Annotated in this window: 9 protein-coding genes and 4 pseudogenes; 3 read left to right on the plus strand and 10 right to left on the minus strand. The window is 53.4% G+C overall.

Annotated features, from left to right (window positions below; genetic code table 11):
• Positions 1–965: 965 nt before the first annotated feature.
• The 4 genes from ACYZTM_RS00395 to ACYZTM_RS00410 all read right to left on the minus strand — a co-directional run bounded on the left by ACYZTM_RS00395 (position 966) and on the right by ACYZTM_RS00410 (position 7697).
• Positions 966–1760 (minus strand): hypothetical protein, encoded by a 795-nt coding sequence (locus ACYZTM_RS00395; RefSeq protein WP_461986323.1) that lies wholly within the window; start codon positions 1758–1760, stop codon positions 966–968.
• 30 nt (positions 1761–1790) lie between these two features.
• Entirely contained in the window at positions 1791–2681 is an 891-nt protein-coding gene (locus ACYZTM_RS00400; RefSeq protein WP_461986325.1) for a TniB family NTP-binding protein, read from the minus strand.
• A 349-nt stretch (positions 2682–3030) separates the two neighbouring features.
• Positions 3031–4827 (minus strand): Mu transposase C-terminal domain-containing protein, encoded by a 1797-nt coding sequence (locus tag ACYZTM_RS00405; protein ID WP_461986327.1) that lies wholly within the window; start codon positions 4825–4827, stop codon positions 3031–3033.
• 2192 nt (positions 4828–7019) lie between these two features.
• Positions 7020–7697, minus strand: a complete 678-nt coding sequence (locus tag ACYZTM_RS00410; protein WP_461986329.1) for a dTMP kinase — start codon at positions 7695–7697, stop codon at positions 7020–7022.
• Positions 7698–8151: 454 nt separating this feature from the next.
• Here ACYZTM_RS00410 and ACYZTM_RS00415 point away from each other — a divergent pair.
• Both ACYZTM_RS00415 and ACYZTM_RS00420 read left to right on the plus strand, forming a co-directional pair.
• Positions 8152–9594: pseudogene (locus ACYZTM_RS00415) on the plus strand (DUF3300 domain-containing protein).
• Between the two features lie 26 nt (positions 9595–9620).
• Positions 9621–10507, plus strand: a pseudogene (locus tag ACYZTM_RS00420) (DUF2950 domain-containing protein).
• A gap of 106 nt (positions 10508–10613) precedes the next feature.
• On the opposite strand, the pseudogene ACYZTM_RS00425 reads toward ACYZTM_RS00420, so the two are convergent.
• From ACYZTM_RS00425 to ACYZTM_RS00435, 3 genes and pseudogenes are all read right to left on the minus strand, one after another.
• Positions 10614–10688: pseudogene (locus tag ACYZTM_RS00425) on the minus strand (hypothetical protein); the annotation flags it as partial.
• Between the two features lie 50 nt (positions 10689–10738).
• Positions 10739–10882, minus strand: a pseudogene (locus ACYZTM_RS00430) (zinc-binding dehydrogenase); the annotation flags it as partial.
• A gap of 147 nt (positions 10883–11029) precedes the next feature.
• Positions 11030–12805: a SulP family inorganic anion transporter gene (locus ACYZTM_RS00435; protein WP_131058522.1), complete on the minus strand. Its 1776-nt coding sequence runs from the start codon at positions 12803–12805 to the stop codon at positions 11030–11032.
• Between the two features lie 305 nt (positions 12806–13110).
• Here ACYZTM_RS00435 and ACYZTM_RS00440 point away from each other — a divergent pair, with 305 nt between their 5' ends.
• Complete coding sequence (locus ACYZTM_RS00440; RefSeq protein ID WP_131058523.1) at positions 13111–13755, plus strand: MliC family protein; 645 nt, start codon at positions 13111–13113, stop codon at positions 13753–13755.
• A 15-nt stretch (positions 13756–13770) separates the two neighbouring features.
• Here the strand turns inward: ACYZTM_RS00440 and ACYZTM_RS00445 are convergent, their stop codons facing one another.
• Genes ACYZTM_RS00445 through nirB form a run of 3 tightly spaced genes read right to left on the minus strand, consistent with a single transcriptional unit; the run spans position 13771 to position 17190 of the window.
• The gene (locus ACYZTM_RS00445) at positions 13771–14211 is read right to left on the minus strand and encodes a CBS domain-containing protein (RefSeq protein ID WP_131058524.1); all 441 of its coding nucleotides are present in this window, start codon (positions 14209–14211) and stop codon (positions 13771–13773) included.
• A 40-nt stretch (positions 14212–14251) separates the two neighbouring features.
• Complete coding sequence (gene nirD / locus ACYZTM_RS00450) at positions 14252–14629, minus strand: nitrite reductase small subunit NirD (RefSeq protein WP_461986333.1); 378 nt, start codon at positions 14627–14629, stop codon at positions 14252–14254.
• Positions 14629–17190 (minus strand): nitrite reductase large subunit NirB, encoded by a 2562-nt coding sequence (gene nirB, locus ACYZTM_RS00455; RefSeq protein ID WP_461986335.1) that lies wholly within the window; start codon positions 17188–17190, stop codon positions 14629–14631. The genes nirD and nirB overlap by 1 nt, the downstream gene beginning before the upstream one ends.
• Between the last annotated feature and the right edge of the window lie 35 nt (positions 17191–17225).

The following is a 17225-nucleotide window of genomic DNA, read 5'->3' on the forward strand; positions in this document are numbered from 1 at the left end:
GAACGCCCATATCGGATGTTCCGAGGAGACTAGTCTCATACAACCTCAACTGCTGATGGAACCACCTACCCAGCCGCAAATTTTTTTCGATGGTGTGCCATATCTGCACGCGATCAGTGACCATATAATAGTCCCTCCCCCTCGCAGTTTTAGCATCTCCGGGATCGATCCAACCGAGCAATAACCCACTCAGATACAGTGCCCTTGCTCTCGCACTGCACGACACCCTGTAAATCTCGAAATAAAAGTTCACATACAAGCTTTGGCCATGCTTTGGAAAACAATCAGGGCCACCCCATCCTGACAAATCAACATTGCGGTACGAAGCGTGGAAGCAAGGTAAAAGCATCACCCTTACGAGAGTTAGCATAAAGTTGTCCAGTTGTTGGGCCACTTCGCGATGGGATGCCCGTTGCCGGAGACCCATGTACCGCAGCTGCACCTTCCAAGATAGTGTCAGCAACTCTGAATCAGCTTCACATGCCAAATCATATTGGTCGAAAGTTTTTCTATTATGGTGCGACACGAAAAGCCGGACTCCGAAATCTTTGTTATTACAATATTCCTCAGGTGCGTCTCGTAATAGAGCTCGATGCGCAGAACAAAAAGGTTGAAGGAGATACCGCCATTCCAACTTGCAGACAAAGCTGCGCGTAGCCCTCAACCCTTCCTCCATGCATGTATAACAATATGAGCGCCGATACTGAATTGGGACTAACGGTCGCTCGCAAGGCCCAAATTTTTCGGCCAAGCGATCTTTCGATATACCGTGGCGATTGATGAAAAATGGCAACTCTATGTTAGTTTCCAAAAAATCTGGATCGTCCGCCATTGAAAGCATTATGTCAGCCCCCGCCTGGCCGCACTCAAACTCACTAATGCAATTCACTTTGTCAAGCCCATTACGCTCTCCCAGCAAATCAATTCTATGCATCCACGACGACAGACTTTCCCCCTCCGAAATTTCAGGAATAGACATTTGATTGAATCTCAAACTTGATTTCTTCCCTTGATACACATCTATCAATGATCTGCTGCGTGTTCTTCCCAAATAAAACGCCGAGCACATAAAGATCCTGAAGAATATCGATTACGTGATCAATCTCAAATTCCACCTCTCTGCAGAGGGCTAAAATTGATTTGCTCATGGGGGCTTTTAACCGAAATTTACTGTTATTCCAACGCCAAAAAGACTCTATGATTTTGGAGCAGCTTGAAAAATTAAGTTGACGATTTAATCTTACTTGGAGAAATCTTGAACTACTTATCATTATCTGAGATTGCAACTCTATTGAGCGTGTTGAGAGGATAAAGCAGAACCGTCCACGACACTCAGTCATTTTTTTAATATGATTTACGACATGCAATGAGTCCCTATCATTTCTCACAAATACATCCAGATCGTCGATGACAATCATTCTCCTGGCAGTAAGAAATGAAAACTCCGCCAAATATGCTGGAACGTCTTTCTGGGAAACGAAAGGCTCTAAATATAAAAGGGCAGCACAGACTCTATCTATCAAAGTCACATCATATTCATATAAATTGTGCGTTACAGTAACCCCAGAAAAAACTGGATCGGACACCATAACTCTTAAAAAAGTCGAAATTCCGCTTCCTGCAAGTCCATCAATTAGTATCACTTGGCCACCCTCTTCATACTCAACAAACTTTAGCATTTGAGAATACGCAATGCGCCAAGTCTCGCTAACATACTGGAAGCCATGACGGCCTTCCAGTATAGTGCGAGCAACTTCCATGGAGTGCTCTAGTTTCAAAATTTGCTCTCTCTATGCTTCAGAATCTTGGGCTCGCAGGGCGAAGCTGAAGTCGTCCATGATCGATTCGATATTATCGATATGGGAATGAGTAATGTGCTCGCTCCCGTCGATGATCGCTGCCATCGCTGCGCTCTGGAGAATCTTCACAATGTTGTCAGTCAAACCCAATCCTTTATCCATAATTTTCAAATACAGGATCTGGTCTTTCAGATTTGTTGACTTCTTCAAAGGCAGTCGGTGAATGTAGCTTGCAACGAAATTTCGGAACTCGGCGCCGTTTTCCCATCTGGCAAATTGTTTGACCGCATAGCGACGTTCCAATTGCGGGTCGCGACGAAGAACTTCCGCAGCATCTTCTACACCAAATGCGAAAACCGACAACCCATAAATATCACTAGAGAGATTCTTCAAAAGCGATAAGTTCGCGCTCTGCTGTGCGGGCGTCAAAGTCAAGGCGTCATGCACCTCATCGATAACAATACCTCTGATGTTCTGCGATTGGATCCTGTTTTGTAGTTGTGGCGTTAGATTACCACCTTGGCGTGCATTCTTGCCGACCCCAAGTCCCATCGCAACAAGAATCAGATCGCGCAAACTATAATTATTTGGGTTTTGATGCATGGTCACAAATATCAACTTGTCATTAGCATATAGGTTGCGCTCTTTAAGTTGATTCACAATAGCGGACTTGCCAGTACCGCCTGCTGCTGCGATAATCATGCAGGGTGCTACAATCCTGTTTTTCATTTTCATAGAGAATTGGATCTGGCTGATAACTCGCTCCGCTGCAGGGTACTGCACCCAAAAATCGTTAGAGCATGCGATCATTCGATCCTCGTCGGAAAGTTCAAAATACTGCTGACCAGCCGCATGTACGTGCGGATAAATAACTTCGCTCACAATAGATCTTCCATTTAAATATAGGTTTTAATTTTAATTGAATAACAAGCCGATCTTTCTTACATAGTATCTGACATGGCAGCGCACAAAAAAAGAGAGCTCAAACAAGCAAGATCCTCTTCTTTCGATGCGGATCGCTCGGACAGCGAACAAGGCCAACCCAATATTTTTCTGTTATTTGAACGCTCCTATTTCAAGGCATATACAATATTAGCCGTGCTCGCACAACTGAATCATGCAAGTTGTTGACGTAATTATTTATTCCATTGATGACGCTAATATTAATTAGCTTATATTAAAATTCAAAGCAATTGTCCGGCCTGGGATACTCAAGCTAGACTTTTTGGTCTCACCACCGAATCGGGGTGCTGTCGTAGATAACTGGGGACTCATCATCGCAAGCGGATTGCTGCTTACGCTGCAAGAACGATGTGACGTCATAAATATTCGATTTTTTCGTCGCACTAACTTTCCCAGACTTCGGCTGTGGACTGGGGTTGCTGGAAGTTTGAGATTTCTCCGATTCAGTTGCTTTGTTGGCATTGGTTGCAACAGACCCAGATTTAGCGTTTTGCTTTCTGTAGTCCTCCAGTCCTTTCTCACGCTTTTTCCTCGATTTCTCTTGGCGCGTAAGCTTGGATTCATCTTTGGCAGCTTGGTGAAATTTCCCAGCCGATTGTGCTCCTGCTGTGCTCATGGTTCCATCTCGCTCTCCTCTCTGTTGACGCTGCCAACGATAAATTTCTAAATCGGCGCTCCTGTTAAATTTGTTCCTTACGCATGGAATTTTTTCCCATTTATCGTCAAGCTTAACCATTACATAGCTCATATCGTAAGGGTCATATTTGACTAAAACCTTCTGGCGAACTTTACCCTTCAAGGCTGATGAGGAATATTGCCTACGAAACATACCGATCCCGTCGGGGGTGATTTCCTTATCTGAGACTTCAGGATAAAAAGTATACTTAAAATGCTCATGCTGAGCTTCTGACAGGAGTCTATAGGCTGGATGCTTTTCGTAATGTTTGTTCCAAGCTTGGCTAGGACTCTGATCTAATGCTGAGTGCTTCGTCTCATGATAAGCATGTATGGCATATACCATCATCTGACGAAGCCTTGTTAGCGTTATACTGGCAGTTTTCTCACTGCAAAGTGACTTGCGTTGAACCGTGTTCGAACCAGTACCACCAGGTAGTTGGTGGATCAAGTGGATCATCTGCTTGCCAATCAGACTTTCAATGTGCCCACCCTGATGCTTCTTTCCAATCATCCTGTGCTCAACCGTGATGCCGAAGCCTTTCGCATTAAGAACAAAAACGTCCGAGGTGAACTCCTTCGCATTGTCGGTATGGATTGTCTCCGGCAACCCATGCATGGGCCACAAATACGCCTGTAATCCCCACCTTTCTAGCACTTCATTTTTCGGCAGGACGCAATTCTCCACTAACATGGCGACTGTCACAGCACTGGGAGGCAGGAAGGACACATAGAAACCGAGAATTACGCGGGTATGGATACAGATTGCCAAGCTGATGTAGGGCCGGCCAATGATTTTTGTCCGATCTTCTTCATCGACCAACAGCATATCCATGACTGTATGGTCAATCTGAACCCATTCTAAAGGGCGTTTCGTTACCTTGTAGCCGGGACGAAGCTCAAAACGCTGAACAGCCGCTTCCTTCCCGTGCTTCATCTTGTATAGAAGCTTATACGGTTGCTTTTGAATCCATCGTTTAACCGTATGGTAACTCGGTCGCAAAATTTGTCGGTTGTCACCCTCGGTCTGACAAGCTTTCCAGACCGCGGAATAGGTTCTCGCCTTCGGGTAGTGCTCAAGGAACATGTCCTCGATGAGCTTCTCCACGTCACTACGGATCGTATTTGCGCCGAATTTTCTCCCGCTTCGGTCAGATACAATCGCGCGGTAACTGAGCGCCCCCCTCGTCCGTTGGAGCAGTTTGTAAAACTGTGACCGGCTAAGCGAAAGGATCTCTAGAGCCTGCTGTAGTTCAAGCGAGCCCGCTTTGAAATCTCGAATGACTGTGTAACGATTGTTCGCTAGCTCATGCCGTGCTATATCTGAGTCGAGGCTTTGTGAGTCCAAGGGGGGTGTTTCACGTAGCTTTACGCTTTGAAATTCGTCCATTAACTTTTTTCCACTACTTGCTCTACATGGCACGTCTTACTGCTTCGAAGAGCAGTAAGCAAGCGCACATATGAGTCTGTACTTAGTTTTTAAAGAGCAAGGATTGTAGACAAAAGCAGCACGTCACCGCCTACTAATCCTGGTATCTAAGAGCCTATGGTATCTAACCGAAGACCTATATATTCGACCTGAGCGGTACCCGTCTCAAACTTGAGCGTCGTCCGGCTTGTGATTTGTGGACTTTGAAGTTTCTACTCAAGGTTGTTTCCTCCTCATTTGAATAATCTCTCTTTTCTGGCAAAGGGTATCAATTTCCCTGCCAGCGATTCGAAGGCGAATGCATTTCCGTATTTAAAAAATTAATTCATACAGAGTTCCTCTGAAATTTTGGGTCTTGTACATCGATCTGTTCTCATGTCGTGAAAGCCAATCTAGTAAAACTTTCGACAGCCAGACTTGTCAACCTTGACTTGCCGATCAAAATTCAACCGTTATAGATTTTTTTATTTATGTATGTATTGACTTAAAAGGCAATTTATTCAAATTGTTTTAAGGCGCCAAGCCCCGTAACCCGGGGCTTCTAGGATTTTTTGTTCTGTTTTTAACTCGAATAAACTTATCTATGACGACGATCCGATTATGACTTCCGTTTTAAAAAATTGCGGAATGAGGGATCGTAACCTGGCAAACAAATCGAAAAGTTCTATGTGATTTTATTTTCGCGATATCTTTCGGAATCGACAGGAATATTTACATACAAATTGACAACTTTAAGACTGTAACTCGCCTGAAGCGCGTCAATCATTTATTGTTTAATGACATCGAAGGAGGGAGAACAAATTTGATAAAATGACATCGAAGGAGAGAGAACAATTCTGATAAAATGACGCGGTTACCTCGACGGCTCAGGCACGCGACCAGATTGTTGGTACACGGAAAGCGGCGCGAATAGGAGCTGCTGGACTGGCTATCCTGATCAAAGTAAACCTTCCCTATCGGTTGGGCTTACGCCTCCATGCTGCCCTGAAAAGCGCATGAATGTCCAAAATCGCTAGTCGCTTGTGATTTCACTGACTATTCCTTGATGGGAACAGGTCAAGCATCACTGAGGCCGGATTTTCCACCTAGCCGCCGATATTAAAACGATTGCTGACTTCAAAGCGCATTAACCTAGAACGATGGAGGCCAACGCTCTCGCCAACCTAGCGCACGTCATCATGAGCTTGTGATAGCCATAAACTCCTTTCCATCCAAGAACGCTTGCTCAAACTCAGCAGTGGATGATCGTCCCTGGTTAGAGCACTTGATTCGGATAGCCACGCATAGTAGCCGCTGGGATGAACCGGCGACGTCAGAAGAAGCCGTAAGACGGAGTAGGCACCCGAAAGCCTTGTTAAAGGCGTATTACTACTGCACTCATTTGCAAAGTACGGAACGGCATTTTTATGATGTCTCGTTCCTCCATCACCCGTTTTAGCACAACACGTAGGCAGCGAAGTTCAGCGCTCTGATCGTCCTTCCGAAGGTGCTGTTCCTAGGGCGCGGTGTAGTTTTTAACTCAAGTATAGAGATTGTGCACGGACGCACCCAATTGATCCGCCACCTTCGAAACAGGAAGTTACTTTGCGATCAATTGATTGACCACTTGGATTTTGAATTCTTCGGGATAACAACGGTTGCTCATGGTACCTCCGAATGAGCCTTACTTTAGAGCTTGGAAGCGTGTAAGAAACTAAGGCGACTCAGGGGCGTTAAAAATCATGTCAAACAATCGTGAGACTTTTTTGTAGTACGGTAAAATAATGGCGAGAATTATCCGAAGAAATGGCTTTCTTCGTGAGACAAAACCAGAAAAAGTCGCACAATTAGCGTAATGGGGGCTGCCCCCCACCGGAATTCGGGGCTTTTGCAATGTCTCATGATTTCGCGACTGCCTCAGGTGGGCTGGCGCCAGCTCGGGCCGAAGAAAAACTTAACGTCGTGTCCGGGATTAGTTGATCACGCAGTCATGAACAAGTTTTGGAGAGCCTGCGCTTGGTTTTTCTGATTAAAATCCTTATTTTCAAAGGGTTTATTGGAACTATGAACATCTGACATCGAAGGTTCTTTCAAGCTACCAATCCCCAATCCCTGTTCGAGCCAACTCAATACCCCGGCTCCAATGCGGCGAAAAATCACCCCCTTCGATCCTGCTAACAATCTATATCTACGGCTATCTCAACTGCATCAAGGCCGGCGCAGCGAACTTCGCCTACGGGGCATCGAAGGACTCTATAGATTTCAGAAATCACCTGCATCGTTGCGTCTTCGATCGTTCCTTCATTACGGCATAAAACCCAGCCGTGATCTGCAATCGCACGCTCGAACGCATTGGTACAAGCGACATGTTCTTCCAGCTTATGGATCACAGTACTGCTCAGCCCACGCCGTCGTCCCGCTGCCCTCGCCCATGAAATTTCAGGGGCAGTGACAACCCCGACATGCAGGTCTGGCACTCGCACGTTTCGATCGATGTTCAACTGTAGAATCTCTGCAAACGGGACTATCCTGCGAAACGCGGCATCAGACGGGTACCAGCGATCGATCAGGATGATGCTGCCTGGTGGCTGTTTAGCCAGCACGTGCTGGGAAATCCAGGTGCGGCTATCAGCAAAGCGCTCACAAACCCCCAACTCCAAATCCCGGGTGGGATTTCTGACGAGCTTGTTAACGAGGGCCATTGTTTCCCCCCTATAGGGATCGCTTTTTTTCTCGCACAGTCGGATCACCTTTTTGTTGTCTGCCCTCAGTACTTTCGTAACGGCTTCCAACAGTGTGGTTTTGCCGGTTCCCTTGGGCCCATCTAGAGAAACAAACAGCGGACGATTCATTCTTCAAACAACGATTGATATATGGTTTTTTTGCCCGGTTCGTTCGCTGGAACCGCTTGGCGCGACTATGCGAATCGAGTGGAGGGACCTGATGAACAGACATTGATGACACTCTAACCCGGTTTCTGGCGAACGGGTCTCAAAATCCAGGGTTACAGCCACTTATGGACATCGGTCATCGGCCATCAGAATAATGCTGTGTCAGGGCGGAACTTCTGCCACAACCCGACCCGCCGCCAGAGACGGACCGCTGGTCGCATCAGTTTCCTTCCTCGGGTCTTTGCCTATGGGCTAACAGATCCAAAACTAAACTTCGCTCGATAAAGCGGCTGCGCTGAACTCATGAAAAAATATGTTTGCTACCCTTAGTGAGAGGCATTGAAGCAACCTGCTTTCACCTTCCCGACATTGACCCAGTCATTCCAAACCTGCCCGGCCACAAAGAGGTAAGGCAATGCGTATTTCGTTATTTTACGCGGTGTCAGTCGTACTGGTTTTAACTGGGCCTTTGTGTCTGGCGCAGGCACTGGAGGCGTCCGCAAACGTTGCTGAAACAGCGCCCGTCACGACAGCGGGCAAAGACGCCGTGTTTACCCAGGAACAGCTTGATCAAATGCTGGCTCCCATTGCGCTCTACCCCGATCCATTGCTTGCACAGGTCCTCATGGCGACCACGTATCCTGGGGAAATCGCCGAAGCGGTAACCTGGTCTAAAGCTCACCCGGACGCCAAGGGCGATGATGCGGTCAAACAAGTGGCGAGCCAGCCTTGGTATCCAAGCGTTCAGGCGCTGGACGCTTTCCCTCAGGTCCTGGCAACGCTGGGGCAGGATCCCGTTTGGGTGCAGCGCCTGGGTGATGCTTTTCTGGCGCAACCGGCGATCTCATGAACGGCGTGCAACGCTTGCGTCGTCAGGCCCAAACAGCAGGCAACCTTCAGAGCAACCAGTACCAGAACGTGACCGTTCTGGCGGCACCCGCGCCCACTACTTCGGCCCCTGCCCCGGCCAATAGCACCTCCACCATCATCATTCAGCCCTCTGATCCGCAGGTGGTGTACGTTCCCACCTATAACCCGACAACAACCTACGGCACCTGGCCCTACCCTGCTTCGCCGTCCCGCGTACTACCCACCGCCACCCGCGTATTACCCCGGTCAGGCTTTGATGGCCGGGCTGGCGTTTGGTACCGGTGTGGCGATCGTCGGCTCGTTGTGGGGTAATTGTGACTGGGGCAATAACGACATAGACATCGACGTCAACCGCTACAACAACATCAATCGAAACAATCAAATCACCAATAACAAGTGGCAGCACAACGCCGCTCATCGTGATGGTGTCCCCTATCGGGACACTCGCAGCCGCGAACAATTCGGCCGGCAACTGGACGGTGCCAATCAACGCGAAGCCTTTCGGGGTGACAATGCACAGCGAGCCCAGGCTCGTGAAAAAGCCCGTAGTTCCATGGACAGGGCCGGTATCGAAAGACCTGCCACCACTAATCGCGAAGCCCGTGATCGAGCTCGCGCAGCCCAGTCTGGAACCTCGGCAAGCAATCGAATGCAGGCGGATACGGACAGATCGAGATCGCCTGACAGGGGCCAAGGCACTGCGAGAAACACTCGGGATAATCAGCCGTCAGGCAGACAAAACGCGCAGGTCAATCAACTCAGACAGGACTCCGCACAGCCGCGCCAGGCTGCGCAAAATCGCTCTTCCGCCGGCAGCGCCCGCAACAATGCATTCGCCGACGCGCGCTCGCCGTCCCAGTCCAACGCACAAGCCAGCCGTGGCCGGGCCAGCCAGGTTTCCGCCCAGCGCCCCAGTGCAGCACGATCTGCCGGTCATCAGATCCGCAGGCCGTCCAGTGCACCACGTTCAAGGGGGGGCCGTCGTTGAAAAACCAGTATCGAGTCAAGTCACTCATGGGCAAGCTTTATCCCCTATTGGCGATAGCGGCCGGTGTGGCATGGTCGTGCATGGCTACGGCGCAGCAATCCTTTCCAACGCCGGAAAGGCCGCTGAAGCGTTCGTCGAGGCACTGGGCACGGAGCACGCTGATCAGGCTCGCCTCACCGAGTTGCTGGGAGATGAATGGCACAGTTACATCCCGCGCGAAGGTGTGCAGCGCAGCGATGTCGACGCGTTTTTGAAGGAATATCGCGAACAGCATCGGATTGAGAAAACCAGCGACAAAAAAGCGCTACTGTCGGTTGGCAATAGCCACTGGACATTGCCCATTCCCCTGATAAAAGTCGACAACGGTTGGCGCTTCGACATCAAGGCCGGTAACGCAGAAATCCGGGCTCGGCGAATCGGTCGCAACGAACTCGACGCGGTGCAAGCGGTGCTGACTTATCACGATGCCCAGATGGACTACGCATCAGTGGATCGCGACGGTGACGGCGCACTCGAATATGCGCAGAAAATTTTTAGCACGCCCGGCAAGCATGACGGGCTCTATTGGGCAGAGGACGATAGCGGCCAGATCAGCCCGTTGGGGCCTTCGTTCGGCAAAACCATTGCCGGTGAAGATTGGCATGGTTACCGCTTCCGTATCCTTGAGGGCCAAGGACCTTCAGCACCTGGCGGTGCCTTCAGCTACCTCATCGGTGACAAGATGAGCCGTGGTTTTGCGCTGATCGCCTGGCCGGCAAAGTACGACGACACCGGGGTGATGATCTTCATGATCAGCCATGAAGGACAAGTATTTGAGAAAGCCCTGGGACCCAATGGCGGCAAACTGGCCCAGTCGATGAAACGCTTCGATCCAGACGACAGTTGGAAGGCGGTGAAAATAGATCCCGAATAGCAGCAGGCGTTTGATCAGCAACGGATAGGCATAGGCGCCGTCGGCGGGCGGAATTATTGTTGTCGCCGTCATGGTGGGGGTCCTCGTCCTGTCAGAACTGCTCGGCTTACAACGCATAAAGGCACTCGCTGCCTGCCTTGGCCGAGGCGCTCAACGAGTGAATGCGCGGCAGCAGACGGGCAAGGCTTGATAGGCCTCGGCAAAACCGTCGGGGGCGGTGACCGAGCCGTTGTTGACGCCCACACCGTCCGTCAACTCGCGCACGCGCTGGGCGACATCTTCGTGGCTGTAGTTGATGACATGGTCGCAGCCATGGGCCTTGGCAATTTCGCCCTTGATCTCGATGGATACGGTGCCGATGACGTTCAGACCGATCTGACCAGCCGCTTCTCATCAGACGACAATGGCTTTTCGTTTCATGACAGGCGGCGTGTCCTCTACGCGCCGGCGGCGGATGACGCACTCGGTGGTGCTTTCACGCTTGTCACGCTGGTTCAACGCGATCGAGATTGGCTAAACCGCTCAGCGATCTTCCTCCTCCCCACCCATCGAATACGTCATCAGATAGCTGCTGACCGCGGCATTTATAGTGGGGAAAAATGCCTCTTCGCCAAGTCGCGCGTACAAGCCGAATCGCTTGAGCTTGTCCTTGACCGGGTCCTTCATTTCGGCGATGCACAATTTGATCTGCGCTGCCTGCAGGGTATCCGCCAAGTCGGCCAGCATGTCCGCAGACGTCACGTCCACGCTGGTCACTGGTTCCGCCGTGACGACCAGCCAGTTCACAGGCGTTGGAGATGCTGCCAGGGCATTCAGCACGCGGTCCTGGAACAATTCGGCATTGGCGAAAAACAAGGGTGCATCCCAGCGAAACAGCACCAGCCCGGGAATGAGGTGCACGTTGGGATAACGCTGGATGTCGTGGTAACCCTTGATGCCCTCGACGCGACCCAGCACCGCCGAATACGGTCGCCAGCCATCCCATAGAAATTCGATGACGGCAATCACGATCGCGAGCCCGATGCCCTGAATCGCACCGAAAACGGCCACGCCAATGGTGCAGGCGATCGATAGCCAGAACTCCCAGCGTTGCATGCGATAGATTCGTCGCAGGTCGCTGATCTCGATCAAGCCAATCGCCGATGCAATCACCACCGCAGCCAATGCGCTTGTCGGTAGATGCTGCAGCAGGTTCGGCGCCACTAACAACAGCAAGGCGACACAAAGCGCGCCGACGACTCCAGTTACCTGGGTTCTGGCACCGGCGGCCTCTGCCACCGGGGTACGTGAAGAGCTGCTGGAAACGGCGAAGCCCTGGAAAAATCCAGCGGCCAGGTTGGCAATGCCAAGCCCTACCATTTCCTGATTCGGGTCGACATAAGTACGAGTCCGTGCCGCATAGACACGGGAAAGCACGCTGGTGTCCGCGAACGAAATAAGGGCGACGGCGCAACCGCCGACCAGCACAGGGACAACATCGGCGGTGGTGATCCAGGGGATGGCAAACGCCGGCAAGCCTTGCGGGAGCGTGCCGAGGACCGAAACGTTTGCGCGCGCAGCGAGGTCCAGCACACCCACCGCGATGGTCGCCCCTGCCACGGCGATCAGGATGGTCGGCAGGCGCTTGTAGCCCTTGAGCAGCAGGATGACCGCCAGAGTGGCAGCACCGACCATGAACGTTACCCCGTTGGTCTTTCCCTCCATGATCGCGGTGGCAATCGCCCACAGGTTTCTCAGTGGTCCGTCGGTTTCGATCGAAAAACCGAAGAGCTTGGGCAGTTGGCTGATCAACACGGTCAGCGCTATCCCGTTCATGTAACCGTAGCGGATCGGTTTGGAAAGCAGCTCGGTGATGAAGCCGAGACGTGCCACTCCGGCCAGGATGCATACCGTCCCTGAGACAATCGCCATCATGCCCGCCAGCGCTACGGCACGCTGTGGATCGCCACCGGACAGAGGCAGGACGACGGCGAGAATAACTGCAACCAATGAAGAGTCCGGCCCCAGCACCAGAATCCGGCTCGGCCCGAACAATGCGTAAGCGATTAGCGGGACGATGGTTGCGTAGAGCCCATAGATACCGGGAATGCCCGAAGCTTGCGCGTAAGCGATGCCGACGGGCACCAACATGGTGGTCAGCACCAGGCCGGCCACGATGTCGTGCCGCAACCAGGCTAATGGGTATTCGCGCAGCGCATGGAGACCCGGCATCCAGCGCCCCCACCTCGTCTGGTCACCCGCCTTCACTCGCACAGCAATCCGACCCGGCTCCGGAGGTGAACTATTGGAACCGTTCATAGGGTTGGCCTCCGTGTCGGATAAGCCTGAGACGGTTGAAGAAAGGTAATGACGCTTGAAATCGGTAAAAAAAGCATAGCTGCTGGGAGAACGTTGCGTGCCCTCCTCCAGCCATCCAGCCATCTCCGGGCGGAGTGGTCAGCGGCGTGACATAGGACTTTGAGCGACATCCGCCGCCAAGCGGACATGGCAAGTTCTGAGCACTGACTTACACTGCGTACACCCAATGCACACGAATGACTGTTCAACGGATCGCCAGGTCCACGGCAATCCGGGCATCACGTAATGATCTGGGTGAAGCCAGCATGAAAACGGTCACGACCCCTTTCACCCGTCTGCTCGCTGCCAGCCTTTGCGCGGCGGCGAGTCTCTGTGCGAATGCAACGTCCCCTCCCAGCATCGACTGCGCTCAGGCCAAGGCATCCGTCGAGAAGCTGATCTGTCGCGATCCGCAACTGACGCAGATGGATATTGAACTGACGCGTCTTTATCGCCTGGCGCTCACGGATGCGCATTCAGTTCCGCCCCCGGACAAAGTTATCATCGACCAGCAGTTCTGGATCAATGCCCGCAATGATTGCGCCGCCGGGCCGGAGCTGAAGACGTGCATCATCCGAGGTTACGTCGAGCGCGCACACCAGCTACGCCAAGGCTCGGCCATTGTCAGAACCAAGGATCCGGACCGACTCACCGAAGGCCCCCTGGCGTTCCGTTGCGAAGGGTTTAACGCGCTGATTTCTGCCACCTTCTTCCGCACGCAGCCGGGTGTCGTGTACATGAAATGGGCGAACACCGCGATCACCTTGAGCCAAGTACAGAGTGACTATGGTGCCCGATACACCGGCAAGGATAACCAGGGCAACTACAGCTTCTGGCAAGACGGTGGCGCAGTGCTTTTCCAGAAGCCTGGCTCAAGGGAAATGAGTTGTACGGTCGAGCCGGTTGGTTGATGGCTTTGGCGCAACTCAGTGCCCGCGAATGTAGTGTTCCAGTTGCCGAATCAGATCGGCCTGCTCGACGATGGCTTCCTTGACCAGATCACCAATCGACAACAGGCCGATCAGCTCGCCATCGTCCACCACCGGCAGATGACGCAAATGACTGTCGGTCATGACCGCCATGCAGCGTTCGATGCTCTGCTGACTCGGCGCAGTCACCACCGGCGCGCTCATGATGTCGCGCACCGGCGTACCCACCGAAGAACGCCCCTGCAACACGACCTTGCGGGCATAGTCGCGCTCGCTGATCACCCCGACCACCTGCCCTTTTTCGATGACGGGAAGTGCGCCGACGTTCTTTTCGGCCATGATCTTCAGGGCCTCCAGAACCATTTCATCCGGCGCGATGCTATGCACCTGACGGTTTTGCACGACCTTTAGTTTGAGCAGCTGTGCGGCTGTTTTCATATGTGGCTCCGATGCTGTTGCGCGATGCTGTTAATGACCTTCAAACAACCCCGACTTCCACCACCCCACCGTTCAACCGCACCGGCCAGACCCGCAAACGCTGTTGCGGGTACTCCAGGCAACTGCCGTCCGCAAGCCGGAAATGCTGTTTGTAGATCGGCGAGGCAACCACCAGGTCGCCCTTGATGCTGCCGATCAAGCCACGACCGATGACATTCGCCCCGGATTTCGGATCGTGGTTGTCGATGGCGTACAGGGTCTTGCCCTCGGCTCCGGGCAGGTAGAACAGCGCCACTTGTGCGCCGTCGAGCCACACGACGACGCCGGAGTTGCTGACCAGGTCCTGTTGCTCGCACACGGTTTGCCAGGCATCGGTGTTTTCCAGGGAAGCGATGCGGTGGGTAGTGGACTGGCTCATCAGACAATCTCCTCGGTAACAGGGATAAGGTTGAGTTCGGCGGCCATGATCGGGCGTCGTTGACCGCGTTCCTGGACAAAGTGGATGTCCGGGTCCGGGCGTTTGTCGTTGACGAAGGTGCGGAAGCGCTTGAGTTTTTCCGGGTCTTTGAGGGCGTTGGCCCACTCGCATTCGTAGCGATCGACCACCAACTGCATCTGTGATTCGAGTTCTTCACCGAGGCCGAGGCTGTCGTGGATGATCACGTCCTTGAGGAAATCGAGGCCACCCTCCAGGCTTTCGCGCCAGACCGAAGTGCGCTGCAATTTGTCGGCGGTGCGGATGTAGAACATCAGGAAACGGTCGATGTAGCGGATCAGGGTTTCATCGTCCAGGTCGGTGGCGAACAGCTCGGCATGACGCGGGCGCATGCCACCGTTGCCGGCGATGTAAAGGTTCCAGCCTTTCTCGGTGGCGATCACGCCGACGTCTTTGCTCTGGGCTTCGGCGCACTCGCGGGTGCAACCGGACACGGCGAATTTGAGCTTGTGCGGCGAACGCAGGCCTTTGTAGCGATCCTCGATGGCCAGCGCCATTTTCACGCTGTCCTGCACGCCGTAACGGCACCAGGTGCTGCCGACACAGGACTTCACCGTGCGGGTGGATTTACCGTAGGCATGCCCGGTTTCGAAGCCCGCTTCAATCAGCTCGGCCCAGATGTCAGGCAACTCATGCAACTGCGCGCCGAACAGGTCGATCCGCTGGCCGCCAGTGATTTTGGTATAGAGATCGTATTTCTTCGCTACCACGCCGATGGCGATCAGTTTGTCGGCGGTGATCTCGCCACCGGGAATGCGCGGTACTACCGAATAGGTGCCGTTTTTCTGCATGTTGGCCATGAAGGTGTCGTTGGTGTCCTGCAGCGGCACCAGCGAGGCGTCCATGATCGGCTGGTTCCAGCACGACGCGAGGATCGAGCCCACCGCCGGTTTGCACACGTCGCAACCGGTGTGGCCACGGCCATGCTTGGTCAGCAATTCTTCGAAGGTGATCACCCCTTCTACCCGCACCAGCGCATAGAGTTCCTGACGGGTGTACGCGAAGTGTTCGCACAGGCTTTTGTCGACGCTGACGCCACGGGCAATCAGTTCATGCTCGAACACCTGCTTGAGCAGCCCTGCACAACCACCGCAGCCAGTGCAGGCCTTGGTCTGCGACTTGAGCAGGCCGAGGTCGGTGCAGCCTCCGTCGATGGCCGAGCAAATGGAGCCCTTGGTGACGTTGTGGCACGAGCACACCGTGGCCGACTCGGGCAACGCGCCCGGGCCCAGGGTCGGTGCGCCTTCGGACGACGGCAGAATCAGGCTGGCGGGTTCCGCTGGCAGCGCAATCGCGTTCTGCATGTATTGCAGTAGCGTGTCGTAATAGCTGTTGTCACCGACCAGCACCGCGCCGAGTACGTGCTTGCCGGTCGCATCCACCACCAATCGACGGTAGCTGGCGGTGGTTTCGTCGATGAATTGATAACTGCGCGAGCCCGGCGTGCTGCCATGGGCATCACCGATGGAGCCGACATCAACGCCCAACAGCTTGAGCTTGGTCGACATGTCCGCGCCCATGAACGGCTCGGCAGCCTCGTTGCACAGCAGGGCAGCAACACCGCGCGCCATCTGGTATCCCGGGGCGACCAGGCCAAAAATGCTGCCATTCCACGCGGCACACTCGCCGATGGCATAGATGTGCGGATCGCTGGTCAGGCATTGGTCGTCAATCACCACGCCGCCACGCGGGCCGACTTCCAGCGAGCACTGGCGGGCCAATGTGTCTTGCGCGCGGATACCGGCGGAAAACACAATCAGGTCGGCTTCAAGAAATTCGTCATTGGCGAAATTCATCCGGTAGCGATATTCCTCGCCGGCACTGATCGATTGAGTGCCGCGTGACAGGTGCACACCGACGCCGAGGCGTTCGATTTGTGCCTTGAGCGCACGACCGCCCTGTTCGTCCAGCTGCACGGGCATCAGGCGCGGGGCGAATTCCACCACATGGGCTTCCAGGCCCAGGCTTTTCAGGGCGTTGGCGGCTTCCAGCCCGAGCAGGCCACCGCCGACCACCACGCCACGTCGGGCGTTGGCCGCCGCGGCACGGATCGCATCGAGGTCTTCAAGGGTGCGGTACACCAGACGCGAATCGCCCTCAGCACCTTCGATTGGCGGCACAAATGGATAGGACCCGGTGGCCAAGACCAATTTGTCGTAGGCGACACACCCTTGCGCGGTGATCACCTCGCGCCGGACGCGGTCGATTTCCAGCACCGGCACCCCCAGGTGCAAGGTGACACCCGGGGTCTGGTACAGCGAGGCTTCACCCAAGGCGAGCGACTCGGCATCACGGCCGGTGAAGTATTCGGAAAGGTGCACGCGGTCGTAGGCACGCATCGGCTCCTCGCTGAACACGTGCAGCTGATAGTAATCAAGGGCGCCGCGCTCGATCAGCTGTTCGACACAATGATGCCCGACCATGCCATTACCGATCACGATCAGCGTTTGCAGCTTGTTCAACGCGGCCACATTGGAATTCATAAGAAGCACCCGGCTAAGCCCATCACGGTTCAAAA

This window comes from Pseudomonas sp. MDT2-39-1, from assembly GCF_054898085.1.